The following is a 24,737-nucleotide window of genomic DNA, read 5'->3' on the forward strand; positions in this document are numbered from 1 at the left end:
CCCCGGCCCCGCCAGGCGGCGCCACCGACCGCGCCCGAAATGTCTGGTCCACCCCCTTCGTGGATACCCTCACCCCATGAGCTGGCTCCGCGCCCTGAAGGAGACCGCCCGTACCGGGCTCGCCGTCGAGCGGCGGCGGCTCGAACCCCTCGTCGCCGCCCGCGGAGCCCTCGGCCTCGCCCTCGTCGTCGGCGTCTCCCTCGTCCTCTTCGGCCCCGGCGTCGCCGTCTCCTCCGCCTTCGGCGCCTTCCAGGCCGCCATCGCCACCTTCCAGCGCTCCTGGCGCCCCCGCCCCACCCTCGCCCTCGCCTCCGGCGCCAGCCTCGCCGTCTCCACCTTCCTCGGCTACGTCACCAACGCCGGCGCCCACCCCGCTCCCTTCCTCGCCCTGCTCGCCCTCTGGACCTTCCTGTCCGGGCTCGCCTGGGCCAACGGCCCCACCGTCGGCATCATCGCCTCCTCCAACGTCGCGATCATGCTGGTCACCGTCACCCTCCCCACCTCCGTCGCCGGGGCCGCCGGCCACGCCGCCATGATCGCCGTCGGGGGGCTCGTCCAGGCCGCGCTCGTCGTTCTGCTCCCGGTCCGCCGCTGGGGCGCCCAGCGCGACGCCCTCGCCGACGCGCTCGCCGCCGAGGCGGACTACGCCCGCCGCCTGCGCCACGACCCCACCGCCTCCTTCGACCCCGTACCGCTCATGACGGCCCGCAGCGCCGCCGCCGTCACCCCTCGTCAGGCACGCCGCCGCCCCGGCGAGCTGCACGGCGCCCGGGGCCTCGCCGAGCGCATCCGGCCCGTGCTCGCCTCGCTGGCGGACCCGGCCGTCGGCGTCCCCGCCGAAGGCCCGCAGCGCGCCCGGGTCCATGAGCTGCTGGCGGCCGCCGGCGCCGTACTGGACGCCGCCGCCCACGCCATCCGCCACGGCGAACCGGTCGACATCCCGCCCGCCGCGCTCGGCGCCCTCCGTACCCCCGACACCGGCGCGATCCTCACCGGTCCGCCCCGCCGCGCCGCCGTACGGCTCGCCGCGCTCCTCGACGACGTCGTGGAGACCGCCGAGCCGCGCACCGAGACCGCCGCCGAGGCGCGCTCCCGCCCCACCCTCCTGCGGCTGACCCCCGTCGCCCTGGGCCGGATGCGCGCCGAGCTGCGCCACGACTCGCCGATCCTGCGCCACGCCGTCCGCGTCTCCACCGTCACCGCCGTCGGCTACGTCCTCGGCACCGCCCTCCCCCTCGGCCACGGCTACTGGGCCCCGATGGCCTCCGTGATGGTCATGCGCCCGGACTTCTCCCAGACGTACGCCCGTTCCGTCGCCCGCTTCGGCGGGACCCTCCTCGGCGTCGCCCTCGCCACCGGCATCGTGCAGACCGCTCGCCCGGGCGTGTACTCCTCGGCCGCGCTCGCGGTGGTGTGCGCGTTCGGGATGTACCTGCTGATGCGCACCGGGTACGCGGTCAGCCAGGTCTGCGTCTCGGCGTACGTCGTCTTCCTGCTCGGCATGGGCGGTTCGGCCTGGACGCAGACCGTCCCCGAACGGGTGGTCCTGACGCTGTTGGGCGGGATCCTGGCGATGGTCGCGTACGCCGTCTATCCGGCGTGGGAGACGCCCCGACTGCGCCACCGTCTCGCCGACTGGCTGGTGGCGGACGGGCGGTACGCCGCCACCGTCGTCGCCCACTACGCCGCCCCGGCCGGCCCCGCCTTCCCGGACGTCCGCGAGGCGCTGCTGGAGACCAGGACGGCCCGCATCGCCTGGCAGGAGGCCGTGGCGCGGGCGACCCACGAACCAGTGCGCCACCGGGGCCTGTCGCGCTCGGCGGCGGAGGACGCCGGGCACGCCCTGGCCCAGTTCGGACGCGTCGTGATGCTCCTCGAGGCACACCTTCCGGAGCGTGGCGCGCCGCCCGTCCCCGCTGCCACGACGCTCGCCGAGTCGCTGCGCCGCGCGACGGAACGGGGCGCGAAGACGGTACGGGAGCGCGATGTCCCGCGGTGGGACGACCTACGGGAGACCGTCGCGGCCTGGGACGCGGCCCCACCGGACCATTTCCTGCTCCACAAGAGCGCCCGCCTCCTCCTGGACGCCCTCGACGACCTCACCACGGCGCTGACGGAGAAGCCTTAGGGGTGTCGGCTCTTTTTCCCGGACCGTGTCATCCGGCGGCGGCTCAGGTGGGGTTGAGAGGAGTGGAGACCCACTCGACACCCAGGAGCGACCGGATGAAGAAGTATCTGCCGGCGGCGGCCGCGGTCGTGGCCGCCGTCGTCATCACCGCGCCCACGGCCGTGGCCGCGCCGGCCGCGCGGCTCGCCGACGCCGGAACCACCACGATCGCGGCCGCCCGGGCGGCGACCCCCGCGGCGACCGAGTCCCCGGTCCGTGTGTTGCGGTCCGGCGAGCGGGTGGACGCGGGCCGGGGCTGGACGGTGTGGCTGACGAAGGAGGGCAAGCACTGGTCGGGCAAGGACGGTTTCGAGGAGTTCCGCAGCGTGGCCGACGGCAATCTGGACCTGTCGGGGCCGGGAGTGAGTCACCAGTCGGAGTCCGACGCGAACGGGGCGTTCCATTCGGGTCTCTACTACGGGACCCGGGAGGCCGGGCGGGTGGAGCTGACCGGCGCGGACGGCCGCAGGACGGTCACCACGCTCCTCGAACTCGCCGGACGTCCGGGCTGGGGCGTCTGGTACGCCCACGGCCCGGCGACGGGGGCGGACGGCCCGGCCGTCGCCCTGTACGACCGCACCGGCCGCCTCCTGGCCGACCTGCCCGGGACCCCCTAGTGACCTGTCGCGGGGGCCGCCCTGTGAAAAGTGGTTCGCCGGGCGTGAGGTCGGCTCGGTAACGTCGCCGCCCATGACCCCGACTCTGCGCACCGCGCGCCTGCTCCTCGACCCCTATACCCCCGAGGACGAAGAGGACTTCGTGGCTCTGTTCCAGGACGCGAGGGTGTCGCAGTGGATGGGGGACGGTCCCGCTTCCGAGGAGGAGGACCGGGCCCTGTTCGGGCGGATCTTCACGACGGTCTACGCCCACAGCCTGTTCGACGTCTGGGCGGTTCGCAGAGACGGTCTGCTGATCGGGCACGCCGAGATCAAGCCGACCGAGGAGGCCGGGGGCCACGAGATCATCTACGCGCTGGCGCCGGCGGCGTGGGGGTCGGGTCTGGGGACGGAGCTGGCCCAGGCGGTCGTGGCCTACGGCTTCGGCACCCTCGGGCTGACCGAGGTGCACGCCACCGTGGCCGCACCGAACAGCGCCTCGCTGACCCTGCTGGACAGGATCGGCTTCGAGCACGTCCGGGACATCAGCGAGGACGACGGCGGCACGACGCGCGTGCTGACCCGCCGCGCGGCCGCCACGGACAGGGCCTCGCTCGCCCAGCGGGGCTGAGCGGACCCCGGCTCGGCGGCCGGCGGCCCCGCGTGCGCCGGAGGCCTGCGCCCCTCCGGCGGCCCCCGGGGGTGCACCGGAGGGCCTGCGCCCCTCCGACGGCGACGACGGGGGCGGTGAGGTCCGCGCCGCGCACGCCCCGGCTCGGCGGCACCCGCGGTCACCCAGGCACCCGCGGTCACCCAGGCACCCGGTCACTCAGGCACCCGGTCACCCGGACCCGGTCACCCGGACCCGGTCACCCCGTCCCCCGGACCCGGTCACCCGATCTCCCGCCACTCCGTCACCACGACGCCTTGCGCACCCCCGGCAGAAACCCGGCGTGCGCCTGCTCCCGCAGTCGTACCCGCGAGATGCCGAACTTCCGCAGATGCCCGCGCGGCCTGCCGTCCACGGCGTCCCGGTTGCGTACCCGCGTCGCACTCGCGTCCCGGGGCTGGCTCCGCAACTCCCGCAGCGCCGCGTCCCGTTCGGCCTCCGGGGTGGAGGGGCGTCGGATGATCTCCTTCAGTTCGGCCCGCCGCTCGGCGTAGCGCTCCACGACCGCCTTCCGCCGCTCATTGCGCGCGATCTTGCTCTTCTTCGCCATCAGACCTTCACTCCCCGCGCGCGGATCCGGGCCACGGCGGCCTCGATCCCGATCGTGTCGACGGTCTTGATCGCGCGGGCGCTGAGCGTCAGCCGGACGTGCCGGCTCTCGCTGGGCAGCCAGTAGCGCCTGCGCTGGATGTTGGGGTCGAAGCGCCGTGACGTACGGCGGTGGGAGTGCGAGATGCGGTTGCCGAATCCCGGCTGGGCGCCGGTCAGCTGGCAGTGGGCGGACAAGGGTGACCTACCTCTCCGAGCGATTATTGGTAATGGGAACCATGTTCATTTACTCTACACGCCATGGCCCGCAACGAACTCCGCCCGATCGTCAAGCTCCGGTCCACCGCCGGCACCGGCTACACCTACGTCACCCGCAAGAACCGCCGTAACGACCCCGACCGCCTCACCCTGCGCAAGTTCGACCCGGTCGCCGGCCGTCACGTCGACTTCCGAGAGGAGCGCTGAGCACCCCCATGCAGCACGGCATCCACCCCCGGTACAGCCCCGTCGTCTTCCGCGACAAGGCCGCCGACTTCGCCTTCCTCACCCGTTCCACGCTCGCCAGCGACAAGACGGTGGAGTGGGAGGACGGCCACACGTACCCCGTCGTCGACGTCGAGATCTCCTCGGCGAGCCACCCCTTCTACACCGGCACCGCGCGCGTGCTCGACACCGCCGGCCGGGTGGAGCGCTTCGAGCGCCGTTACGGCCGCAAGGACGATCGGCGCGAGGCGCGCTGATGTCACCCGGCCTCTCCGTCGCCCTCGTCGGAGGTCTGCACTCCGACGCCCGCCGCGCCGCCGTCGACCGGCTCCTCGCCACCGTCCCCGGCAGCGTCGCCCTCCACCACGACCTCGCGACGGCCCCGGCGACCGGGACGGTCGCCCGTACCGTCCGCGACGCCACCGGCGTCCTGTCGACCGACGACACCCCGCTCGTCAACGACTGCGCCTGCTGCGCCCTGCGCGAGGACCTCGTCCCCGAGCTGGAGCGGCTCGCGGGCAGCGGACTGACCCGCCTCGCCGTCGTCGAGCTCTGGGACTCGGTCGAGCCCAAGGCGATGGCCGAGGTCGTCGCCGCCGCCGGGCTCCGGATCGGCGCCGTGATCACCGCCGTCGACCCGGCTCTCGTCCTGCCCTACCTCGGCAACGGCGACGACCTCGCCGACGCCGGGCTCGCGGCCGCCGCCACGGACCAGCGGACCATCGCCGACACCTGGGCGCGCCAGCTGGAGTACGCCCCCGTTCTCGCCCTCCTCGACAACCCCGACGCGGACGACGAGGACCGGGCCCTCCTCGCCCAGCTCCACCCCACGGCGCGGCACGTGCCCATCGACGGCGGTACGGAACTGGCCACCGTCGCGCTCGCCGGTTTCGACGTCGAGGCCGCCGCGGCCGCCCAGCATCCGGCGTGCGCCCTGCTCCCGCAGGAGGCGGACGCGAGCGGTGTCGCCACCTATGTCTGGCACCACCGCCGGCCCTTCCACCCCGAGCGCCTCTATGCCGCTCTCGAGGACCTGACCTGCGCCGCGGCCCGCAGCCGGGGGCGGTTCTGGCTGGCCGACAAGCCCGACACGCTGCTCGCCTGGGACGCGGCCGGTGGCGCCCTGTGCGTCGAGAGCGCCGGGCCGTGGCTGGCCTCGCTGCCCGACGCCGCCTGGGAGATGGTGCCGCCGGTGCGCCGGGCCGCCGCCGCCCTCGACTGGGACCCCGAGCACGGCGACCGCTGCCAGCACCTGGTCTTCACCTCGCCCGGCCTGGACCGGGACGGCCTCGCCGAGGTCCTCGACTCCTGCCTGCTCACCGACGCCGAGTACGCCGCCGGGCGCGACGCCTGGAAGCGGCTCCCGCCCGCCTTCGACTCCCTCCTGGAGGTCTGACCCGTGCCCCCCAAGTCCCCCCGCAAGCCCACGAAGCCGCGCCCCAACCCGCTGGACCGGGACGGCATCACGTACATCGACTACAAGGACACCGATCTGCTGCGGAAGTTCATCTCCGACCGGGGCAAGATCCGCAGCCGCAGGGTGACGCGTGTGAGCGCGCGGCAGCAGCGGCAGATCGCGCGGGCCGTCAAGAACGCGCGGGAGATGGCACTCTTGCCCTACTCGTCGGTAGCCCGCTAGCACGGAGCGTCGCGTAGTCGATACAGCACCCCGCGTGCACGTGCATCTGCTCATGCATTGATAACGTGAACACGGCTATGATCCGAGGAAGTTGACCACTGCACCAAGCATCTCGGGGAGCTACCAGTGCACCACGCGCATCGTGCGTACAACGGCATGGCGGCCACGGAGCTGCGTGGTGTCGTGTGGCAGAAGAGCCGGCACAGCAACTCCCAGGGCTCCTGCGTGGAGTTCGCCAAACTGCCCGGCGGCGACGTGGCGGTGCGCAACTCCCGTCACCCCGAGGGGCCGGCGCTCGTCTACACGCCCGCCGAGATAGAGGCGCTGCTGCTGGGGGTCAAGGACGGGGAGTTCGACCACCTGGTGTGAGTCCCGGGCGATCCGCGCACGCGAGAGGGCCCCGGCGTCCGCCGGGGCCCTCTTCCGTTCGGGTACGAGCTACTCCGGCCCGAGCCGGAACAGCGCCCAGACCACCTTGCCCTGGAGCGTCCCGGCCAGCGGGTGCCATCCCCAGCCGTCGCTGAAGGAGTCGACGAGGAACAGTCCCCGTCCCCCCTCCGCCGCGCAGTCGTCGTCGCTCCCGCGCGCCTCCGGGCTCTTGTGGCTCGGGTCGCGCACGGCGCACACCAGCCGCGAGGTCCAGCGCATCAGATGCAGCCGCACCGGCGGATTCTGGCCTTCCTCCTGGGGCGCGTCCGCCGGCAGCGCGTGGCGCAGGGCGTTGGTGACGAGTTCGGAGACGACCAGGGCCACATCGTCGAAGCGGTCGGTGAGCTCCCACTGGGCGAGCGTGGTGCGGGTGAACTTCCGTGCGCCGCGCACCGCGTCGTAACGCGGTGGCAGCGAGCAGGAGGCCGAGGTGGAGACGGCCGCGGGATCGATCGGCGGAAGCCCCTGCCGTAACGGCTCGAGCATGGTCGATCCATTCGTCCCCATGCGAGGCACTCCCGGAAATCGCGGCGAATCGCGGCTGTGGTGCGACGGCGTGGTGCTACAGGTGGTGCGACGACACGAGGTGGTACGCGGCTGCGCGTCCATGGTTCCGAATGCGACCCCCGGATGCAAGGGCAGATGCACGTGCACGCGCCGGACCTGTCCTTCCCCGCGCCGATTCTGTGGAAATCTTCTGCCGACTCCTTTCGCCTCGATCGCCAACCCGCCCTGAAGTCGCCGTCTTTGAGTAATCGGATGTGTACGCGCTGAAGCGTTTAGTGGCAGAATCCGGGGCCCGAGACCCCCGAAGGGAAGGCTGGAGCCGTGACCGCAGGCGAATCGAGCGGGGCGAGCGGGAGCGTGGTGCGACGCATCCTGCTCGGCTCGCAGCTGAGGCGACTGCGCGAGTCGCGCGGCATCACCCGCGAGGCGGCCGGTTACTCGATCCGCGCGTCCGAATCCAAGATCAGTCGTATGGAGTTGGGCAGGGTGAGCTTCAAGGCCAGAGACGTCGAGGATCTGCTCACGCTCTACGGCGTCAGCGACGACATGGAGCGCGGCTCGCTCCTCGGGCTCGCCCGCGAGGCCAACGTGGCGGGATGGTGGCACAGCTTCGGCGACGTACTGCCCGGCTGGTTCCAGACGTACATCGGCCTGGAGAGCTCCGCCTCCCTCATCCGGGTCTACGAAGTCCAGTTCGTGCACGGCCTGTTGCAGACCGAGGCGTACGCACACGCCGTCGTCAGCCGCGGCATGCCCGACGCCCCGCGCGCCGACATCGAGCGCCGTGTCGCGCTGCGCCTGGAGCGCCAGAAGATCCTGGTCTCCGAGCGCGCGCCCCACTTCCACGCCGTCCTCGACGAGGCCGCGCTGCGCCGGCCCTACGGCGACCGGGCCGTGATGCGCGGCCAGTTGAGGCATCTCATCGAGATCTCCGAGCACCCCGGCGTCACGCTCCAGGTCATGCCCTTCAGCTTCGGCGGCCATGCCGGTGAGAGCGGCTCGTTCACCATGCTGAGCTTCCCCGAGTCGGACCTCTCCGACATCGTCTATCTGGAGCAGCTCACCAGCGCCCTCTACCTCGACAAGCGCGAGGAGGTCGGCCAGTACGCGCGCGTGATGGAGCGGCTGCAGAAGGACAGTCCCGATCCGGCCGAAAGTCGGGACCTTCTTCGAGGACTCCTTCAACTCTCCTGACTCGTCAGTACGATGACGTCACATCAGTTCACGTCCGTACCGACGTCCGCCACCGCGGGTTAAGGGGTCTCGCCCAATGTCCATGGCCTACTTCACCGACCTGGCTCACCAGTACATAGACGGCGAGTGGAAGCCCGGCAGCGGGTCGTGGGACATCATCGACTTCAACCCGTACACCGGGGAGAAGCTCGCCTCGATCACCGTCGCCACCGCCGACGAGGTCGACCGCGCCTACCGCTCCGCCGAGCGCGCTCAGGCCGCCTGGGCCGAGACCAACCCGTACACCCGCCGGCTCGTCTTCGAGCGCGCGCTGCGGATCGTCGAGGAGCGCGAGCGGGAGATCGGCGACGCCATCGTCGCCGAGCTCGGCGGCACCCGCCTGAAGGCGGCCTTCGAGCTGCACCTCGCCAAGGAGTTCCTGCGCGAGGCGATCCAGCTGGCGCTGCGTCCCGAGGGCCGGATCCTGCCCTCGCCCGTGGACGGCAAGGAGAACCGCGTCTACCGCCTCCCGGTCGGTGTCGTCGGTGTCATCTCACCCTTCAACTTCCCCTTCCTGCTGTCGATCAAGTCGGTGGCGCCCGCGCTCGCGCTGGGCAACGCCGTGGTCCTCAAGCCGCACCAGAACACGCCGATCTGCGGCGGCACGCTGGTAGCCAAGGTCCTGGAGGAGGCAGGCCTGCCCGCCGGTCTGCTGAACGTCGTCGTCACCGACATCGCCGAGATCGGCGACGCGCTGCTGACCCACCCGATCCCGAAGGTCATCTCCTTCACCGGCTCCGACAAGGTCGGCCGCCATGTCGCCACCGTCTGCGCCCAGAACTTCAAGCACGCCGTCCTCGAACTGGGCGGCAACAGCGCCCTGATCGTCCTGGACGACGCCGACGTCGACTACGCCGTCGACGCGGCCGTCTTCAGCCGCTTCGTGCACCAGGGCCAGGTCTGCATGGCCGCCAACCGGATCCTGGTGGACCGCACCCTGGAGGCGGAGTTCACCGAGAAGTTCGTGGCGAAGGTCAAGACCCTGCGCGTCGGCGACCCCGCCGACCCGGCCACCCACATCGGCCCGCTGATCAACTCCCAGCAGGCGGAGGCGATCTCCGCGCTCGTCGAGCAGACGGTCGAGGGCGGGGCGACGGCCCTGCTGCACGGCACGGCGGACGGCAACGTCGTCTCCCCGACCGTCCTGACCGGCATCGCGGCCGACGCGCCCGTTCTGGGCCAGGAGATCTTCGGCCCGGTCGCGCTGATCGTCCCCTTCGACGGCGAGGAGGAGGCGGTACGGATCGCCAACGACACCCCGTACGGGCTGAGCGGCGCCGTCCACACCGGTGACCTCGAGCGCGGCGTACGGGTCGCCAAGCGCATCCACACCGGCATGATCCACATCAACGACGGCACGGTGCACGACGAGCCGATCGTGCCGTTCGGCGGCGAGAAGCACTCCGGCATCGGCCGGCTGAACGGCGACGCGATGATCGACGCCTTCACCACCCAGAAGTGGATCTCGATCCAGCACGGGCGGAGCCACTTCCCCTTTTAGGACCATGGCTGTCCGCAAGGGTGCGTAGCTTGGTGGGTGTCGGGAAGGCGGCGCGCCCTCCCGGCACCCACCGGTCGTTCACGTACGGAAGGCGGACACCATGGTTGCTCTTGTTCCCGCGGAGACCCCCGGCGACGAGCGCGAGGCGTTCCTCAACTTCGTCGAGGCGCAGCGGGCCGCGATCCGCCGCGCGTCCCTCGGTCTCACCGAGGAGCAGGCGGCGAGTCGCCCCAGCGCCAGTGAACTCAGCCTCTCCGGCGTGATCAAGCACGTCGCGGAGGTCGAGCTGAACTGGCTGCGCCTGGCGCAGCAGCGGCCGAACGATCGGCGGCGCTCCCAGGAGACCTGGAGCGAGGGCTTCCGGCTGGTGGACGGCGAGACGATCCCGCAGATGCTGGACTTCTGGAACGGGGTGAAGAAGGAGACCGAGGAGTTCGTCCGCCAGGTCCCGAGCCTGGACGACACCTTCCCGCTGCCGGAGGCGCCGTGGTTCCCGAAGGACGGGCGGGTGTCGGTGCGGTGGATGCTCCTCCATCTCGTCCAGGAGATGGGGCGGCACGCCGGGCACGCGGACATCATCCGGGAGTCCCTGGACGGCCAGGACTCGTTCTCGCTGATCAAGCGGGAGCAGGAGGGGTGACCCTCAGGACGTCCCCCGTACCCTAGTCAAAATTGATGAGAGGGGTGGTGGGGATGTCGGCGATCCGGCTCCTCGTCCTGGGCGCGGTGCGTCAGCACGGCCGCGCCCACGGCTACCAGGTCCGCAACGACCTGGAGTTCTGGGGCGCGCACGAGTGGTCCAACGCCAAGCCCGGCTCCATCTACCACGCGCTCAAGCAGATGGCCAAGCAGGGCCTGCTGCGCGCGTACGAGACCGCGCCGAGCACGGCCGGCGGACCGCCGCGCACCGAGTACGAGGTGACGGACAAGGGCACGGAGGAGTACTTCGCGCTGCTGCGTGAGGCGCTGACCACTTACGACCAGAAGATGGACGTCCTGTCGGCCGGTATCGGCTTCATCCTCGATCTGCCGCGGGCCGAGGTGGTGGAGCTGCTGCGCGAGCGGGTGCGGGCGCTCGACGAGTGGCGTACGGCCGTCACCGAGTACTACACGCCGGAGGGCGGGCCGCAGCAGCTCGGGCACATCGGCGAGATCATGCACCTCTGGGTGCACTCCGCCGACGCGGGCAAGGAGTGGACGCTCGGTCTGATCGAGCGGATCGAGGCGGGGGCGTACTCCTTCGCCGGCGAGGGCGGCGAGCCCTTCGTGGGGGTCCTCGCGGAGGGCCGGGAGAACCCGTTCGCGACGGGGAACTCCGACTAATCAAGTTTGACTAAGTGGCGGGCATGGGCATAGCTTCGCTCGTGTAGTCAAGTTTGACTACTGGCTGGTGCGGGCGGATGTGGGTGGAAATGAGTGGATACGGGTGGAGGGGACGGGCGGATGACTGACGCGATCGTCGTCGAGGGCGCACGGAAACGGTACGGCGACAAGCAGGCGCTCGACGGCCTCGATCTGGTCGTCGGCAGCGGCACGGTGCACGGGGTGCTCGGCCCCAACGGCGCCGGCAAGACCACGACGGTACGGGTCCTGGCCACGCTGCTGCGGCACGACGAGGGGGTGGTGCGCGTCGCCGGATTCGACGTCCGGGAGCAGGCCGCCCAGGTGCGGCGGCGGATCGGGCTCCTCGGACAGCACGCCGCCGTCGACGAGGAGCTCGACGGCCGGCAGAACCTGGAGATGTTCGGGCGGCTGCACCACCTCGGCGCCCGGCGCGCCGGGACCCGCGCGGACGAGCTCCTGGAGCGGTTCGGGCTCACGGACACGGGGCGCAAGCCCGTCAAGCGGTACAGCGGCGGCATGCGGCGCCGGCTCGACCTCGCGGCGTCGCTCATCACCGAGCCCGACGTGCTGTTCCTCGACGAGCCGACGACCGGCCTCGATCCACGGGGCCGGGCCGAGGTGTGGGAGTCGGTCCGCTCCCTGGTGGGCGGCGGGACGACCGTCCTGCTGACCACGCAGTACCTGGAGGAGGCCGACCAGCTCGCGGACCGCATCTCGGTCGTGGACCGGGGACAGGTCGTCGCGGACGGCACGGCCGACGAGCTGAAGGCGAAGGTGGGCGGCGACCGGATCGACGTCGTCCTGCGGGACGCGGGCCGGCTCGCCGAGGCGGCGCGGCTGCTTCCCGCGGCCGACGTGGCCCTCGACACCGACCGGCGGCGGATCAGCGCGCCGGTGACGGACCGGATGGCCGCGCTGGCGGAGACCGTACGGGCCCTGGAGGCGGCCGGGATCGAGGCGGAGGACATCGCCCTGCGACGGCCGACGCTGGACGAGGTCTTCCTGCACCTGACCGGCGCAACCGACCACGCGACGGAGGTGGCGGCATGAGCGCCGTGTACGCGATGAGCGACTGCTGGACCATGACCCGCCGCGAACTCGCCCACTGGGCGAGGCAACCGGTCCAGGTGGTGGTCGGACTCGTCTTTCCGATCATGATGCTGCTGATGTTCGGCTATCTCGTCGGCGGGGGCAGGGGCATCGAGGGGCAGTACGTCGACTTCCTCGTGCCCGGCATGCTCACGCTGACGATGGTCTTCGGCCTCGAAGGCACGATGACGGCCGTCACCCGGGACCTCGACAAGGGGGTGATCGACCGGTTCCGCTCCATGCCGATGGCCGACGGCGCGGTCCTGGTGGGCCGTTCGGTCGCCGACATGCTCCAGTCCGCCGCCGGCCTGATCCTGATGATCGGTGTCGGGTACGCCATCGGCTGGCGTGCGCAGGGCGGCTTCGGCGCCTTCCTCGGGGCCGTGGGGCTGCTGCTTCTGCTGCGCTTCGCGATGCTGTGGATCGGCATCTTCCTGGCGCTCGTGGCGGGCCGGGCGGAGCTCGTGCAGGCCGTGCAGATCCTGGTCTGGCCGGTCGGATTCCTCTCAAACGCCTTCGCCTCTCCCGGGGCGATGCCCGGATGGCTGGGCACGGTCGTGGAGTGGAATCCCATGTCCGCCACGGCGACGGCGGTACGGGACCTGTTCGGCAACCCGGGAGGGGAACCGGGGCACGTCATGGCGGCGGTGGTGTGGCCGCTGGTGCTGCTGGCGGCCTTCTTCCCGCTGGCGGTGGCGAAGTTCAGGCGGCTCAGCACATAGCGGCGCCGAGGTGGGAACCCGAGGCCGGACGCGGCGCCGGAGCCCGGCGGCTCCTGGTGGGTCTCGGGCACCGATCCCGTCTCGGGGCGGGCCGCCGTCGCCGTGTCGAGGGACGCGGGCCGCAGCTGGTCGGTGAGCCGCCTGCCCAGCCCGGCCACCGAACCCGGCCGGCACACGGCGGTGGTGGTCGGTGCGAGGACGAGAATCCCTGACCGCCCCGTTCGTGGGGGCCGTCAGTGGTGGAAGGCGGTCGCCGCCGCCTTGTCGTGGCTCAGAGGGTGCGGCTGGCGGCGCAGTTCGGGCAGGAGCCGCTTCAGATCCTCCACGAACAGCTCCGCGAGGTCGGCCGAGAAGCCGTTGCGGCAGACCACGCGCAGCACGGAGAGGTCCTCACGGTGGGCGGGGAAGGTGTAGGCAGGGACGAGCCAGCCACGCTCCCGCAGCCGTCGGGACACGTCGAAGACGTCGAAGTCGGTGATCGCCGGGGAGGTGGTGAACGCGAAGACGGGCAGCTGGTCGCCCCGGGTCAGAAGCCGGAAGTCACCCATCGCCTCGATCCGGTCGGCCAGCCCCCTGGCGACGTCCCGGGTGGCCTGCTGGACCGCCCGGTAGCCCTCCCTGCCCAGCCGCAGGAAGGTGTAGTACTGCGCGACGACCTGGGCCCCGGGCCGGGAGAAGTTGAGGGCGAAGGTGGGCATGTCGCCGCCCAGGTAGTTGACCCGGAAAACCAGCTCCTCGGGGAGTTCGGCGGGCGAGCGCCACAGCGCCCAGCCGACGCCCGGGTAGACCAGGCCGTACTTGTGACCGGAGGTGTTGATCGAGGAGACACGCGGCAGCCGGAAGTCCCACACCAGGCTCTCGTCCAGGAAAGGCGCGACCATCGCACCCGAGGCTCCGTCCACGTGCACGGGGATGTCGAGGCCGGTGCGCTCCTGGAGACCGTCGAGCGCGGCGCAGATCTCGGCGACGGGTTCGTAGGAGCCGTCGAAGGTCGAGCCGAGCACGGCGACGACGCCGATGGTGTTCTCGTCGCAGAGCGCGGCGGCCGCCTCGGGGTCCAGATGGAAGCGGTCGCCCTCCATGGGCACGAGCCGTGGCTCGACCTCCCAGAAGGCGCAGAACTTCTCCCAGCAGACCTGGACGTTGATCCCCATCACCAGATTGGGGCGGGCGACGGCCGGGTAGCGGTCCTCGTTCCGCCGCGCCCAGCGGCGCTTGAGGGCCATCCCGGCGAGCATGCAGGCCTCACTGGAGCCGGTGGTCGAGCAGCCGACGGCGGCCGAGGCGTCGGGCGCGTTCCAGAGGTCGGCGAGCATGGCGACGCACCGCCGCTCCAGCTCGGCGGTGCGCGGGTACTCGTCCTTGTCGATCATGTTCTTGTCGCGGCACTCGCCCATGAGCACACCGGCCTGTGGCTCCATCCAGGTGGTGACGAAGGTGGCGAGGTTGAGCCGGGAGTTGCCGTCGAGCATCAGCTCGTCATGGACCAGCTGGTAGGCGCTCATGGGCGGCAGAGGCCCGTCCGGCAGGCGGTGACGCGGCGGTGCCTCGGTCATACCGCCGACCGGGTTGGCCTCGCCGTAGATCGGGTTGAGAGCCAGACGCCGGTCGGGCTCCGGCTCGGCGGGAACCTGGTGCAGCGGCACGGGGGACTCCTTCCGGGCGGGCGTCACGGGCGATCCACCCGGCCCCCAGACTCGGTCCCAGGGCGCCCGCGCGCATCCCGGAGGGCCCCGGGAGAGGCCCGTGGAACCCAGAGCCGTCAGAATGCGTTGATACTTTGGGTCAGCCGTCCCCCCGCCCCCACCGACCGCAGGAGCCCGGAACCCGTGAATACGCTTGCCCTCGGACCGAGCTGGCTGGACCCGGACTATTTGATCCAGACCTTCGGTCTGATCGGTGTCCTGGTCATCGTCTTCGCCGAGTCCGGCCTGCTCATCGGGTTCTTCCTGCCCGGTGACTCGCTGCTCTTCACCACCGGCCTGCTGGTCACCACCGGCAAGCTGGACACCCCGCTCTGGCTCGTCTGCACCCTGATCGTGTTCGCCGCGATCATCGGCGACCAGGTCGGCTATCTGTTCGGCCGCAAGGTCGGCCCGGCCCTCTTCAAGCGCCCCGACTCCAAGCTCTTCAAGCAGGAGAACGTGGAGAAGGCGCACGAGTTCTTCGAGAAGCACGGCCCGAAGTCGCTGATCCTCGCCCGGTTCGTACCGATCGTCCGCACGTTCACGCCGATCATCGCCGGTGTGAGCCGGATGAACTACCGCTCGTTCATCACCTTCAACATCATCGGCGGCATCCTGTGGGGCGCGGGCGTGACCCTGCTCGGCGCCTCCCTCGGCAAGATCGACTTCGTGCACCGGCACATCGAGGCGATCCTCATCCTGATCGTGCTGATCTCGGTCGTCCCGATCGTGATCGAGTACCTCCGCGCCCGCTCCCAGTCCAAGAAGGCCGCCGCCCACACCGAGGGCACCCCCGCCGACCAGGACACCCCCACGGAGCGCGGCCGCCACGCCAAGCGCTGAGTTTTTTTGAGGCTCGGTTCGCCTCCGGGCGCTTTATGCGTCTGTCGACGGTCGGCCGTGCTCGGTCCCTCGTTCCTCGGGACCTGCGCGCGTCCTCCCTTTCGACAGCCGCGCGCCCTTCGGCTCACTCGCCGCTGGTGGGCGCCCCGGAAGCGAACCGAGCCCCAAAAAACTAGAAGCCCCTGGTCCGCTTGGCCGCGCGGCGGGCCGCCGCCGCGCCCGGAGCCTGCATGAAGAGGCGGGCCAGCTCGCCTCCCAGGTTCACCCCGATCGCGATCGCCAGGGCCAGGGCCGCAGCCTTCGCCAAGGAGGTGAAGCCCTGGTCCAGGTTGTTCTGGGCGATCGCCAGGACTCCGAAGTAGGTCGCCGAACCGGGCAGCAGCGGCCCGATCGCCGCCGTCACGTACGGCAGGGACGACGTGTGCTGGTAGCGGGCGATCAGCTGCCCGAACAGACCCACCAGACCCGCCGCCACCGCCGTCGCCATCACCGCCGACGCGTCCGCCGTCACCGCGATCGACGCGTAGATCACCCACGCCACCCCGCCGTTCAGCGTCACGAACAGCACGGTCTGCCGCGACTGCTGCAACAGGATCGCGAACGTCGCGCACAGCACCATCGACGCCAGGATCTGCACCACCGGCCGCTCGACCGGATTCAGCACACCCTCAGGATTCAGTTCGGCGTCGAACTGCACGGCCACGTACAGCACCGACAGCACACCCACCACGATCGCCACGAAGAAGTACCCGACCTCCAGGAGCCGGGCCGAAGCCGTGATGTAGAAGCCGGTCAGACCGTCCTGGACCGCCGCCACGAGCGCCCGCCCCGGAATCAGCGCGAACAGCCCACCCGTGATCACCGCCGACGGCCGCAGATCCGCGTGCAGCAGCGTCAGCAGCACCCCCATCGCCGCCGGCGGCATCGCCGCCACCAGGAACTGGTAGAACTCCGGCAGCCCGCGCCCCGCGCACAGCCACGCCAGCCGGTCACCGAGCACCGCGCCCAGCGCCGCCACGAAGAAGACCGTCGCCCCGCCGCCGAGCAGCACCGACGCCGCGCCCGCCAGCACACCCGCCGCCGCCGTCAGCACCCAGCCGGGGTACGGATGCCGGTTGCGACGGATCTCCGCCAGCCGCCGGTACGCCTCCTCCGGCGTGACCTCGTGCGCCTCCGCGTTGATGTCCGCGAGCAGCTGGTAGACCGCCGCCAGCCGGGTGTAGTCGGTGCCCCGCCGCCGTACCGTCCGGTTCGCCGTGACCGGATCGTCCACCAGCGACGGCTGGTACGTGACCGACAGCAGGGTGAACGTCACGGTCGGCTCGCAGCGGTCCAGACCGTACGAGCGGCAGATCGCGAACATCGCCGCCTCGACGTCCTCCGCGCCCTCACCGCCGGCCAGCAGCAGCTCGCCGATACGCAGGGCAAGGTCGAGTACGCGCGCCACCGGAGGACCGCTCTCGTCCTCCTTGCGCAGCGCTTCCGGCACCGGTCGGTCCCCGACAGGCAGCCGCAGCATGGTCCGCATCCGGTCCTGCCAGGGCGCGTCCTTCGACAGCTTCACCAGCGGAATGCCGTGCGCGGGAGTGAAAGCCGGCGGCGAGTGCTTCGCGGAGTACGTGGACGGCGGCGCGAACGCCGACCCCTCGTGCTCGGTCGGCGGCTCCGTCGCGAGACCGTCGGGAACGGCGAACTCGGAGGTCGGATGCTCCTCCTCCGGCACCACCGGCTGCTCGACCCCGGCCGGCGGGGTGAAGGCGCTGCGCGCCTCGTCCGACTGCGGCTTGCGGTCCTCCGAGCCGTCAGACTCCGCCACTACTGTTCCCGCCTTCGTTCCCATTCGCCCCGTCTGCCCAGTATGGACATGGGCATACGGCGTTACGCGAGACGGGCGGCGCACCCAGAGGTGCACCGCCCGTCACGTCGTCGACGTGGCCCCACTCAGTGGGCGCCGCCCTGCGCCTCGAGGCGCTTGTAGGAGGCCTCGATCTCGGCCTCGGCCTCGGCGCGGCCGACCCAGTTGGCGCCCTCGACCGACTTGCCCGGCTCCAGGTCCTTGTAGACCTCGAAGAAGTGCTGGATCTCCAGGCGGTCGAACTCCGACACGTGGTGGATGTCGCGCAGGTGCTCGACGCGCGGGTCGGAAGCCGGGACGCACAGCAGCTTGTCGTCGCCGCCGGCCTCGTCCGTCATACGGAACATGCCGATGGCGCGGCACTTGATCAGACAGCCGGGGAAGGTCGGCTCGTCCAGAATGACCAGCGCGTCCAGCGGGTCGCCGTCCTCGCCGAGGGTGTTCTCGACGAAGCCGTAGTCGGCCGGGTAGCTGGTCGAGGTGAAGAGGCGGCGGTCCAGGCGGATGCGACCGGTCTCGTGGTCGACCTCGTACTTGTTCCGCGACCCCTTCGGGATCTCGATGGTGACGTCGAACTCCACGGGTGGCTCCTCCTGAATCAACACATGTGAATGCCTGCGGCAACGCGCAGTGATTAAGTGTCCCTCACGCCTGTGTGTGATCGCGAAAGGGGCTGGTCAGCTGTGCCGAAGCCGAGGACATGGCAGCTCACGGCGTGCTCTGCGGTACTCGGTCTGGCCCTGGCCGCCGGAGCGGTGGCCGCCGCCGGCCCGTGGGACAACGGTCAGCGTAAGGCCGAGCGGGCCCGGGCAGCCGCCACGGCCCCCACAGGTGGCGCACATCACGCGGGACCGCCCGCCCCCGCGCCCCCCGCTCCGGCCCCCAGCGCCGCCGGAGTCCTCCGCCCCCTCGGCACCCCCGTCACCACCCGACCGGGTGACCTCGCCCCCCGTCTCGTCCCGCTCCTCGCCGACCCCGGCCTCGGCCCCCTGCGCACCGCGTCCGTCGTAGACACGGCCACCGGCCGGCAGCTGTACGGCGAGGGCGCCACGACCCCCATGACCCCGGCCTCCACCATCAAGATCGCCACCACGGTCGCCGCGCTCTCCGCACTCGGCCCCGACCACCGCATCCCCACCACCGCAGCCGCCACCCCCGACGCCCGTACCGTCACCCTCACCGGCGGCGGCGACCCCACCCTCGACCGCGCCCGGCTGGGCACCCTGGCCACCCACACCGCCCGCGCCGTCAAAGGCCGGGGCGTCACCGCCGTACGGGTGACCTACGACACGAGCCTCTACCAGGGCCCGGTCCGGCACCCCATCGGCCGCAACGAGAACATCGCCCCCGTCAGCGCCCTCATGCTCGACGCGGGCCGCCTGGACAAGTCCCGCAGCGGACGCGCCCCGCGCAGCGACGACCCGGCCAAGGACGCCGCCACAGCCTTCGCCGAGCTCCTCACCAGCGCCGGCATCACCGTCCAGGGCGCCCCCGCTCCCGGCCGCGCCCCCAAGTCCGCCCCCCTCGCCCGTACGTACTCCGCACCCCTCGCCGACCTCGTCGAGCGGACCCTGACCTACAGCGACAACGACCTCGCCGAAGCCCTCGCCCGCCAGACCGCCCTCGCCCGCAAGCAGCCCGCGAGCTTCGACGGCGCCGGGCGCGCCGTACGGGCGGAGCTCGCCGCGCTCGGCCTGCCGCTCGCCGGAGCGCGGTTCGCCGACGGCAGCGGACTCTCCCGCGCCGACCGCGTCTCCGCCGCCCTCCTCACCGGCCTTCTCACCCGCGCGGCCGACCCCGCCCGTCCCGCCCTGCGGCCCGTCCTCACCGGACTGCCCGTCGGCGGCTTCAGCGGGACCCTCGAAGGACGCTTCGACACCGGCTCCGCCACCACCGGCGCCGGCCTCGTCCGCGCCAAGACCGGCACCCTGAACGGCGTCAACACCCTCGCCGGAACCGTCGTCACCGCCGACGGCCGACTGCTCGCCTTCGCCTTCCTGGCCGGCCGGACCCCCTCCCCGTACACCGCGCAGCCCGCCCTCGACCGGCTCTCCGCCGCCCTCGCACCCCCCGGCGGCCCCCTGCCGACCGGTGCCGACCGCCGCTGACCGGCCCAGGCCCGCACCCAAGCCGTACGCGCGGAACCGGCGACGAGCAGACGCCGAGAACGTACGGTTGACGCATGACGAGCATCGGTGGTGCCGAGATGGTCGACTGGAATCTCGCGGTCGCGACCGCGACCCGCCTGGTGAAACCGGGCCCGGAGGTGAGCCGCGACGAGGCCCGGGAAGTCGTCGCGGAGCTGCGCCGGCACGCCAAGGCGTCCGAAGAGCACGTCAGAGCCTTCACCCGGATGATCCCCGAGGGTCACGAACCACGGGACACCCCCGTCCTCGTCGTGGACCGCGCCGGCTGGATCAGGGCCAACGTCGCCGGCTTCCGCGAACTGCTCTCCCCCCTCCTCGACAAGATGCGGGAACGCCGCTCGAACACCCCGGGCGGCGCCGTGTTCGGCGCCGTCGGCGGCAAGGTCACCGGCGTCGAGCTCGGCATGCTGCTGTCCTTCCTCGCCTCCCGCATCCTCGGCCAGTACGAGACCTTCGCCCCCGCCACCCGCGACCTCCCCGCAGGGGAGGACGGCGGCGGGCGCCTCCTGCTCGTCGCCCCCAACATCGTCCACGTCGAACGCGAACTCGCCGTCTCCCCTCACGACTTCCGGCTCTGGGTCTGCCTCCACGAAGAGACCCACCGCACCCAGTTCACCGCCGTGCCCTGGCTGCGCGACCACCTGAAGGGCGAGATCCAGTCATTCCTCGGCGCCACCGAGGTCGACCCCTCCACCGTCGTCGAGCGCCTGCGCGAAGCCGCCCAGGCCCTGGTCGGCGGCCGCCCCGAAGGCGAGGAGGGCGAACCCTCGCCCTCCCTCGTCGAACTCGTCCAGACGCCCGAGCAGCGCGAGATCCTCGGCCGCCTCACCGCCGTGATGTCCCTCCTCGAAGGCCACGCCGACTACGTCATGGACGGCGTCGGACCCCAGGTCGTGCCCTCCGTCGCCGAGATCCGCGAGAAGTTCCAGCAGCGCCGGGCGCGCGGCGCCTCCCGCCTCGACCTGGCCCTTCGCAAGCTCCTCGGCCTCGACGCCAAGCTCCGCCAGTACCGCGACGGAGAACGTTTCGTACGAGCCGTCGTCGACCAGGTCGGCATGGACGGCTTCAACCGCGTGTGGACCTCACCCAACACACTCCCGACCAAGGCGGAGATCGCCACACCGGCCGACTGGGTCGCGAGGGTGCACCGTAAGGCAGACTCGTGAGACAGGTGCGACGTACGACAGGAGAAGACGGTCCCCATCACCCATCCGAGGGACCGTAGGCAAGGGGTGGGGCGTGCAATGCTCGGGTAACGGCCAGGTTCTGTCACCATCGACGCACTCTGAGTGACCGAACCCCCTCTTCCGACCGTTAAGACTCCGACCGAGGCACCCCACTCCTTCACGAAGGGCACCGGACATGGGTCCCCATCCTGCGGTCGCGGCGATACGCCTGGCGGTCCGCCGCGTACTCCACGACGTTCTCACCGAGCACCACACCCGCGCCGAACACACCGGCGACCGGCCGGACCGGAACGGCCGGCCCCAGGCCACCACCCCCGAGCGACCGGATCCGCTGGTCCTCGTGGCGTGCTCCGGAGGCGCCGACTCCATGGCGCTCGCCTCCGCGCTCGCCTTCGAATCCCGCAAACTCGCCGTCCGCGCCGGCGGCATCACCGTCGACCACGGCCTCCAGGACGGCTCCGACCTCCGCGCCACCGAGGTCGCCGGCCGCATGGCCGCCCTCGGCCTCGGCCCCGTCGAAGCCGTCACCGTCACCGTCGGCCGCGAAGGAGGACCCGAGGCCGCCGCCCGCGACGCCCGCTACGCCGCCCTCGACGCCGCCGCCGAACGCCACGGAGCCGCAGCCGTCCTGCTCGGCCACACCCGCGACGACCAGGCGGAAACCGTCCTCCTCGGCCTCGCCCGCGGCTCCGGCATCCGCTCCCTCTCCGGCATGGCCGCCGTCTCCGGCGCCGCCGGACGCTACCGCCGCCCCTTCCTGGAGCTCGACCGGCAGACCGTCCGCAAGGCCTGCGTCGCCCAGGAACTCGCCGTCTGGGACGACCCCCACAACGCCGACCCGGCCTACACCCGCTCCCGCCTCCGCCACGAGGGCCTGCCCGCCCTCGAGAAGGCCCTCGGCAAGGGCGTCGTCGAAGCCCTCGCCCGCACGGCCCGGCTCTCCCGCGACGACGCCGACGCCCTCGACTCCTGGGCCGCCGACGCGGAAGCCGCCGTACGCGACGAAGCCGGCCGGCTCGAATGCGCCAAACTCTTCGGGCTCCCACCCGCCGTCCGCCGCCGCGTCCTGCGCCGCGCCGTCATTGCCGAGGGCGCACCCGCCGGCTCCCTCTTCGCCCGCCACATCGAAGAAGTCGACCGGCTCATCACCGGCTGGCGCGGCCAGGGAGCCATCAATCTGCCCGGTCGCGTCGAGGCGCGACGCCAGGGTGGCAGACTGGTCATTCGGCAAGGCTGACGCAAGCTGCAACGAAAGTGACCCGGGTGAACGAGAAGGACATGGGCACCGACCTCAAGTCGGTGCTCATCACCAAGGAAGAGATCGACGCGAAGCTGGCCGAGCTGGCCGCGAAGATCGACGCGGAGTACGCGGGCAAGGACCTGCTCATCGTCGGAGTCCTCAAGGGTGCCGTGATGGTGATGGCGGACCTGGCGCGCGCGCTGTCCACCCCCGTCACCATGGACTGGATGGCCGTCTCCTCCTACGGCGCCGGCACCCAGTCCTCCGGCGTCGTCCGGATCCTCAAGGACCTCGACACCGACATCAAGGGCAAGCACGTCCTGATCGTCGAGGACATCATCGACTCCGGGCTGACCCTGTCCTGGCTGCTCTCCAACCTCGGCTCGCGCGAGCCGGCCTCCCTGGAGGTCTGCACGCTGCTGCGGAAGCCGGACGCCGCGAAGGTCGCCATCGACGTGAAGTGGATCGGATTCGACATCCCGAACGAGTTCGTCGTCGGATACGGCCTCGACTACGCCGAGAAGTACCGCAACCTCCCCTTCGTCGGCACCCTCGCGCCGCACGTGTACGGAGGCTGACCCAGGGGAACCCTTACCGCCTTCCCGCCGTTGGAGGAAGGGAAGGCGGTCGCGGGTGACAATGCTGGGGTACCGTCCGAAGAACAGCTTTTTCTCATAGCAGCATTTACCTACGGGCAGGAGGGACGGAGCGTTCTCGCTCCGTATGGATGGACGTGAAGCGATACTTCCGTGGGCCGGTCATGTGGATCGTGCTGGCCGTCCTCGCCGTGGTCGTGCTGATGCAGGTCGTCGGCTCGTCCGAGGGCTACAAGACGGTGGACACCAGCAGGGTCGTCCAGGCGATCAATGACAAGCAGGCCGACCAGGTCAAGCTGACGACCGGCGACGAGCAGGTCATCAAGGTCGAGCTCAAGAAGGGCGCCGACAAGGACAAGTACGGCGGCAGCACCAAGATCCAGGCCAGCTACATCGGTGACCAGGGCGCCAACCTGACCACCGAACTCCAGCAGCAGGCGTCCTCCGGCGCACTGGACAAGGGCTACACGGTCTCCCCGGAGCGGCAGAGCCCGTTCCTGTCCGTGCTGCTCTCGCTGCTCCCCTTCGTCCTCATCGTCGTCGTCTTCCTGTTCCTGATGAACCAGATGCAGGGCGGCGGCTCCCGAGTCATGAACTTCGGGAAGTCCAAGGCCAAGCTCATCACCAAGGACACCCCGAAGACGACCTTCGCCGACGTGGCGGGGTCCGACGAGGCCGTCGAGGAACTCCACGAGATCAAGGAGTTCCTCCAGGAACCGGCGAAGTTCCAGGCCGTCGGCGCCAAGATCCCCAAGGGCGTGCTGCTCTACGGCCCGCCCGGAACCGGCAAGACCCTCCTCGCACGCGCCGTCGCGGGCGAGGCCGGCGTGCCGTTCTACTCGATCTCCGGCTCCGACTTCGTCGAGATGTTCGTCGGCGTCGGCGCCTCCCGGGTCCGCGACCTCTTCGAGCAGGCCAAGGCGAACGCCCCCGCGATCGTCTTCGTCGACGAGATCGACGCCGTCGGACGCCACCGCGGCGCCGGCCTCGGCGGCGGCCACGACGAACGCGAGCAGACCCTCAACCAGCTCCTCGTCGAGATGGACGGCTTCGACGTGAAGGGCGGCGTCATCCTGATCGCCGCCACCAACCGGCCCGACATCCTCGACCCGGCGCTCCTGCGCCCCGGCCGCTTCGACCGGCAGATCGCCGTCGACCGCCCGGACATGCAGGGCCGCCTCGAGATCCTCAAGGTCCACCAGAAGGGCAAGCCGGTCGCCCCGGACGTCGACCTGAGCGCCGTCGCCCGTCGTACGCCCGGTTTCACCGGTGCCGATCTCTCCAACGTCCTCAACGAGGCGGCGCTCCTCACCGCCCGCTCGGACAAGAAGCTGATCGACAACCACTCCCTGGACGAGGCGATCGACCGTGTGGTCGCGGGCCCGCAGAAGCGGACCCGGATCATGTCGGACAAGGAGAAGAAGATCACCGCGTACCACGAGGGCGGCCACGCCCTGGTCGCGGCGGCCTCGCCGAACTCCGACCCGGTCCACAAGATCACCATCCTGTCCCGCGGCCGGGCCCTGGGCTACACCATGGTGCTCCCGGAAGAGGACAAGTACTCGACCACGCGCAACGAGATGCTCGACCAGCTCGCCTACATGCTGGGCGGGCGCGCGGCCGAGGAGCTCGTCTTCCACGACCCGACCACGGGCGCGGCGAACGACATCGAGAAGGCCACGGCCACCGCACGCGCGATGGTCACGCAGTACGGCATGACCGAGCGGCTCGGCGCGATCAAGTTCGGCGGCGACAACACCGAACCGTTCCTCGGCCGGGAGATGGCGCACCAGCGCGACTACTCCGAAGAGGTCGCCGCGCTGGTCGACGAAGAGGTCAAGAAGCTCATCGAGACCGCGCACAACGAGGCGTGGGAGATCCTCGTCGAGAACCGTGACGTCCTCGACAACCTGGTCCTGCAGCTCCTGGAGAAGGAGACGCTGGGCAAGGAGGAGATCGCCGAGATCTTCGCCCCGATCGTCAAGCGCCCGGCCCGCCCCGCGTGGACCGGCTCCTCCCGCCGTACGCCCTCGACGCGCCCGCCGGTGCTCTCCCCCAAGGAGCTGGCACTGACCAACGGCGTGAACAGCACGAACGGCGGCCCGTCGGTGGACACCACCAAGACGCCGGCCACCGGCATCGAGGTGGCCCCGGAGGAGACCCCGGAGCCCTGACCTCCGCACCCGGAATGAATGCCGCGCCCCCACAGGTTTTAGCCTGTGGGGGCGCGGCACTTTTTCGCGCCATGCGAGTCA

General features: G+C 71.2%; 26 protein-coding genes. 20 read left to right on the forward strand and 6 right to left on the reverse strand.

From position 1 onward, the window contains the following. Positions 1-76: 76 nt before the first annotated feature. The 3 genes from ABZY12_RS08430 (at position 77) to ABZY12_RS08440 (ending at position 3,394) form a co-directional block, all read left to right on the forward strand. Positions 77-2,128 carry an FUSC family protein gene (locus ABZY12_RS08430; protein ID WP_356888486.1) on the forward strand — a complete coding sequence of 684 codons (2,052 nt, stop codon included), beginning with the start codon at positions 77-79 and terminating at the stop codon, positions 2,126-2,128. A 95-nt stretch (positions 2,129-2,223) separates the two neighbouring features. Then, entirely contained in the window at positions 2,224-2,784 is a 561-nt protein-coding gene (locus ABZY12_RS08435) for a hypothetical protein (protein WP_356888488.1), read from the forward strand. Positions 2,785-2,857: 73 nt separating this feature from the next. Then, a complete protein-coding gene (locus ABZY12_RS08440; RefSeq protein WP_356888490.1) occupies positions 2,858-3,394 on the forward strand; it encodes a GNAT family N-acetyltransferase in 537 nt (178 codons plus the stop codon). Between the two features lie 283 nt (positions 3,395-3,677). Here the strand turns inward: ABZY12_RS08440 and rpsN are convergent, their stop codons facing one another. Together rpsN and rpmB are read right to left on the reverse strand one after the other, a co-directional pair. Beyond that, positions 3,678-3,983 (reverse strand): 30S ribosomal protein S14, encoded by a 306-nt coding sequence (gene rpsN, locus ABZY12_RS08445; protein WP_356888492.1) that lies wholly within the window; start codon positions 3,981-3,983, stop codon positions 3,678-3,680. Beyond that, positions 3,983-4,219 (reverse strand): 50S ribosomal protein L28, encoded by a 237-nt coding sequence (rpmB, locus tag ABZY12_RS08450; protein ID WP_356888494.1) that lies wholly within the window; start codon positions 4,217-4,219, stop codon positions 3,983-3,985. Before rpmB ends, rpsN begins: the two co-directional genes overlap by 1 nt. A 63-nt stretch (positions 4,220-4,282) precedes the next feature. Here rpmB and rpmG point away from each other — a divergent pair, with 63 nt between their 5' ends. The 5 genes from rpmG (at position 4,283) to ABZY12_RS08475 (ending at position 6,473) form a co-directional block, all read left to right on the forward strand. Then, the gene (gene rpmG, locus ABZY12_RS08455) at positions 4,283-4,447 is read left to right on the forward strand and encodes a 50S ribosomal protein L33 (protein ID WP_356888496.1); all 165 of its coding nucleotides are present in this window, start codon (positions 4,283-4,285) and stop codon (positions 4,445-4,447) included. Positions 4,448-4,455: 8 nt separating this feature from the next. Beyond that, positions 4,456-4,722 (forward strand): type B 50S ribosomal protein L31, encoded by a 267-nt coding sequence (locus tag ABZY12_RS08460; RefSeq protein WP_356888498.1) that lies wholly within the window; start codon positions 4,456-4,458, stop codon positions 4,720-4,722. After that, on the forward strand, positions 4,722-5,861 hold the full coding sequence (locus tag ABZY12_RS08465; protein ID WP_356888500.1) for a GTP-binding protein: 1,140 nt from the start codon (positions 4,722-4,724) through the stop codon (positions 5,859-5,861). Before ABZY12_RS08460 ends, ABZY12_RS08465 begins: the two co-directional genes overlap by 1 nt. Before the next feature lie 3 nt (positions 5,862-5,864). Then, complete coding sequence (gene rpsR, locus ABZY12_RS08470; RefSeq protein WP_356888502.1) at positions 5,865-6,104, forward strand: 30S ribosomal protein S18; 240 nt, start codon at positions 5,865-5,867, stop codon at positions 6,102-6,104. A 156-nt stretch (positions 6,105-6,260) separates the two neighbouring features. Beyond that, positions 6,261-6,473, forward strand: coding sequence for a DUF397 domain-containing protein (locus tag ABZY12_RS08475; RefSeq protein ID WP_041129870.1), 213 nt, complete (start codon positions 6,261-6,263; stop codon positions 6,471-6,473). Positions 6,474-6,542: 69 nt separating this feature from the next. On the opposite strand, the gene ABZY12_RS08480 is transcribed toward ABZY12_RS08475, so the two are convergent. Further along, on the reverse strand, positions 6,543-7,040 hold the full coding sequence (locus tag ABZY12_RS08480) for an ATP-binding protein (protein ID WP_356888504.1): 498 nt from the start codon (positions 7,038-7,040) through the stop codon (positions 6,543-6,545). A gap of 321 nt (positions 7,041-7,361) precedes the next feature. Here ABZY12_RS08480 and ABZY12_RS08485 point away from each other — a divergent pair, with 321 nt between their 5' ends. From ABZY12_RS08485 to ABZY12_RS08510, 6 genes are all read left to right on the forward strand, one after another. Then, a complete protein-coding gene (locus ABZY12_RS08485) occupies positions 7,362-8,234 on the forward strand; it encodes a helix-turn-helix transcriptional regulator (protein ID WP_356888506.1) in 873 nt (290 codons plus the stop codon). Positions 8,235-8,316: 82 nt separating this feature from the next. Beyond that, positions 8,317-9,774, forward strand: a complete 1,458-nt coding sequence (locus ABZY12_RS08490) for an aldehyde dehydrogenase family protein (protein WP_356888587.1) — start codon at positions 8,317-8,319, stop codon at positions 9,772-9,774. Between the two features lie 100 nt (positions 9,775-9,874). Then, positions 9,875-10,414 carry a DinB family protein gene (locus ABZY12_RS08495; RefSeq protein ID WP_356888508.1) on the forward strand — a complete coding sequence of 180 codons (540 nt, stop codon included), beginning with the start codon at positions 9,875-9,877 and terminating at the stop codon, positions 10,412-10,414. 53 nt (positions 10,415-10,467) lie between these two features. After that, entirely contained in the window at positions 10,468-11,097 is a 630-nt protein-coding gene (locus ABZY12_RS08500; RefSeq protein WP_356888510.1) for a PadR family transcriptional regulator, read from the forward strand. 120 nt (positions 11,098-11,217) lie between these two features. Further along, positions 11,218-12,168 (forward strand): ATP-binding cassette domain-containing protein, encoded by a 951-nt coding sequence (locus ABZY12_RS08505; RefSeq protein WP_356888512.1) that lies wholly within the window; start codon positions 11,218-11,220, stop codon positions 12,166-12,168. Next, on the forward strand, positions 12,165-12,929 hold the full coding sequence (locus ABZY12_RS08510) for an ABC transporter permease (protein ID WP_356888514.1): 765 nt from the start codon (positions 12,165-12,167) through the stop codon (positions 12,927-12,929). Before ABZY12_RS08505 ends, ABZY12_RS08510 begins: the two co-directional genes overlap by 4 nt. A gap of 233 nt (positions 12,930-13,162) precedes the next feature. Here ABZY12_RS08510 and ABZY12_RS08515 read toward each other — a convergent pair whose 3' ends face one another. After that, positions 13,163-14,575 carry a glutamate decarboxylase gene (locus ABZY12_RS08515; protein ID WP_356888516.1) on the reverse strand — a complete coding sequence of 471 codons (1,413 nt, stop codon included), beginning with the start codon at positions 14,573-14,575 and terminating at the stop codon, positions 13,163-13,165. A gap of 183 nt (positions 14,576-14,758) precedes the next feature. On the opposite strand from ABZY12_RS08515, the gene ABZY12_RS08520 reads away from it, so the two are divergent. Further along, positions 14,759-15,457, forward strand: a complete 699-nt coding sequence (locus tag ABZY12_RS08520; protein ID WP_356888517.1) for a VTT domain-containing protein — start codon at positions 14,759-14,761, stop codon at positions 15,455-15,457. A gap of 172 nt (positions 15,458-15,629) precedes the next feature. On the opposite strand, the gene ABZY12_RS08525 is transcribed toward ABZY12_RS08520, so the two are convergent. Further along, complete coding sequence (locus ABZY12_RS08525) at positions 15,630-17,297, reverse strand: threonine/serine exporter family protein (RefSeq protein ID WP_356888518.1); 1,668 nt, start codon at positions 17,295-17,297, stop codon at positions 15,630-15,632. A gap of 101 nt (positions 17,298-17,398) precedes the next feature. Continuing rightward, the gene (locus ABZY12_RS08530; protein ID WP_019888410.1) at positions 17,399-17,893 is read right to left on the reverse strand and encodes an inorganic diphosphatase; all 495 of its coding nucleotides are present in this window, start codon (positions 17,891-17,893) and stop codon (positions 17,399-17,401) included. Between the two features lie 102 nt (positions 17,894-17,995). On the opposite strand from ABZY12_RS08530, the gene dacB reads away from it, so the two are divergent. The 5 genes from dacB (at position 17,996) to ftsH (ending at position 24,656) form a co-directional block, all read left to right on the forward strand. Continuing rightward, the gene (dacB, locus tag ABZY12_RS08535; RefSeq protein WP_356888519.1) at positions 17,996-19,420 is read left to right on the forward strand and encodes a D-alanyl-D-alanine carboxypeptidase/D-alanyl-D-alanine-endopeptidase; all 1,425 of its coding nucleotides are present in this window, start codon (positions 17,996-17,998) and stop codon (positions 19,418-19,420) included. 74 nt (positions 19,421-19,494) lie between these two features. Continuing rightward, positions 19,495-20,625: a zinc-dependent metalloprotease gene (locus tag ABZY12_RS08540; RefSeq protein WP_356888520.1), complete on the forward strand. Its 1,131-nt coding sequence runs from the start codon at positions 19,495-19,497 to the stop codon at positions 20,623-20,625. 196 nt (positions 20,626-20,821) lie between these two features. Continuing rightward, positions 20,822-21,883: a tRNA lysidine(34) synthetase TilS gene (tilS, locus tag ABZY12_RS08545; RefSeq protein ID WP_356888521.1), complete on the forward strand. Its 1,062-nt coding sequence runs from the start codon at positions 20,822-20,824 to the stop codon at positions 21,881-21,883. A gap of 41 nt (positions 21,884-21,924) precedes the next feature. After that, entirely contained in the window at positions 21,925-22,464 is a 540-nt protein-coding gene (gene hpt / locus ABZY12_RS08550; RefSeq protein ID WP_132917781.1) for a hypoxanthine phosphoribosyltransferase, read from the forward strand. 149 nt (positions 22,465-22,613) lie between these two features. Then, entirely contained in the window at positions 22,614-24,656 is a 2,043-nt protein-coding gene (gene ftsH, locus ABZY12_RS08555; protein WP_356888522.1) for an ATP-dependent zinc metalloprotease FtsH, read from the forward strand. Positions 24,657-24,737: the final 81 nt, after the last annotated feature.

Source organism: Streptomyces sp. NPDC006551 (genome assembly GCF_040611675.1).
Taxonomy (GTDB): Bacteria; Actinomycetota; Actinomycetes; order Streptomycetales; family Streptomycetaceae; genus Streptomyces.

Excerpts from the sequence above, each read along its gene's own strand:
- ABZY12_RS08510 (WP_356888514.1), top strand. The coding sequence starts at position 12,165 with ATGAGCGCCGTGTACGCGATGAGCGACTGCTGGACCATGACCCGCCGC.
- ABZY12_RS08430 (WP_356888486.1), top strand. The coding sequence starts at position 77 with ATGAGCTGGCTCCGCGCCCTGAAGGAGACCGCCCGTACCGGGCTCGCC.
- ABZY12_RS08480 (WP_356888504.1), bottom strand. The coding sequence starts at position 7,040 with ATGGGGACGAATGGATCGACCATGCTCGAGCCGTTACGGCAGGGGCTT.
- rpsN (WP_356888492.1), bottom strand. The coding sequence starts at position 3,983 with ATGGCGAAGAAGAGCAAGATCGCGCGCAATGAGCGGCGGAAGGCGGTC.
- hpt (WP_132917781.1), top strand. The coding sequence starts at position 21,925 with ATGGGCACCGACCTCAAGTCGGTGCTCATCACCAAGGAAGAGATCGAC.
- rpmG (WP_356888496.1), top strand. The coding sequence starts at position 4,283 with ATGGCCCGCAACGAACTCCGCCCGATCGTCAAGCTCCGGTCCACCGCC.
- ABZY12_RS08435 (WP_356888488.1), top strand. The coding sequence starts at position 2,224 with ATGAAGAAGTATCTGCCGGCGGCGGCCGCGGTCGTGGCCGCCGTCGTC.
- ABZY12_RS08500 (WP_356888510.1), top strand. The coding sequence starts at position 10,468 with ATGTCGGCGATCCGGCTCCTCGTCCTGGGCGCGGTGCGTCAGCACGGC.
- tilS (WP_356888521.1), top strand. The coding sequence starts at position 20,822 with ATGGGTCCCCATCCTGCGGTCGCGGCGATACGCCTGGCGGTCCGCCGC.
- ABZY12_RS08465 (WP_356888500.1), top strand. The coding sequence starts at position 4,722 with ATGTCACCCGGCCTCTCCGTCGCCCTCGTCGGAGGTCTGCACTCCGAC.
- ftsH (WP_356888522.1), top strand. The coding sequence starts at position 22,614 with ATGGACGTGAAGCGATACTTCCGTGGGCCGGTCATGTGGATCGTGCTG.
- ABZY12_RS08475 (WP_041129870.1), top strand. The coding sequence starts at position 6,261 with ATGGCGGCCACGGAGCTGCGTGGTGTCGTGTGGCAGAAGAGCCGGCAC.
- ABZY12_RS08540 (WP_356888520.1), top strand. The coding sequence starts at position 19,495 with ATGACGAGCATCGGTGGTGCCGAGATGGTCGACTGGAATCTCGCGGTC.
- ABZY12_RS08460 (WP_356888498.1), top strand. The coding sequence starts at position 4,456 with ATGCAGCACGGCATCCACCCCCGGTACAGCCCCGTCGTCTTCCGCGAC.
- ABZY12_RS08525 (WP_356888518.1), bottom strand. The coding sequence starts at position 17,297 with ATGGGAACGAAGGCGGGAACAGTAGTGGCGGAGTCTGACGGCTCGGAG.
- ABZY12_RS08495 (WP_356888508.1), top strand. The coding sequence starts at position 9,875 with ATGGTTGCTCTTGTTCCCGCGGAGACCCCCGGCGACGAGCGCGAGGCG.
- ABZY12_RS08505 (WP_356888512.1), top strand. The coding sequence starts at position 11,218 with ATGACTGACGCGATCGTCGTCGAGGGCGCACGGAAACGGTACGGCGAC.
- ABZY12_RS08440 (WP_356888490.1), top strand. The coding sequence starts at position 2,858 with ATGACCCCGACTCTGCGCACCGCGCGCCTGCTCCTCGACCCCTATACC.
- ABZY12_RS08490 (WP_356888587.1), top strand. The coding sequence starts at position 8,317 with ATGGCCTACTTCACCGACCTGGCTCACCAGTACATAGACGGCGAGTGG.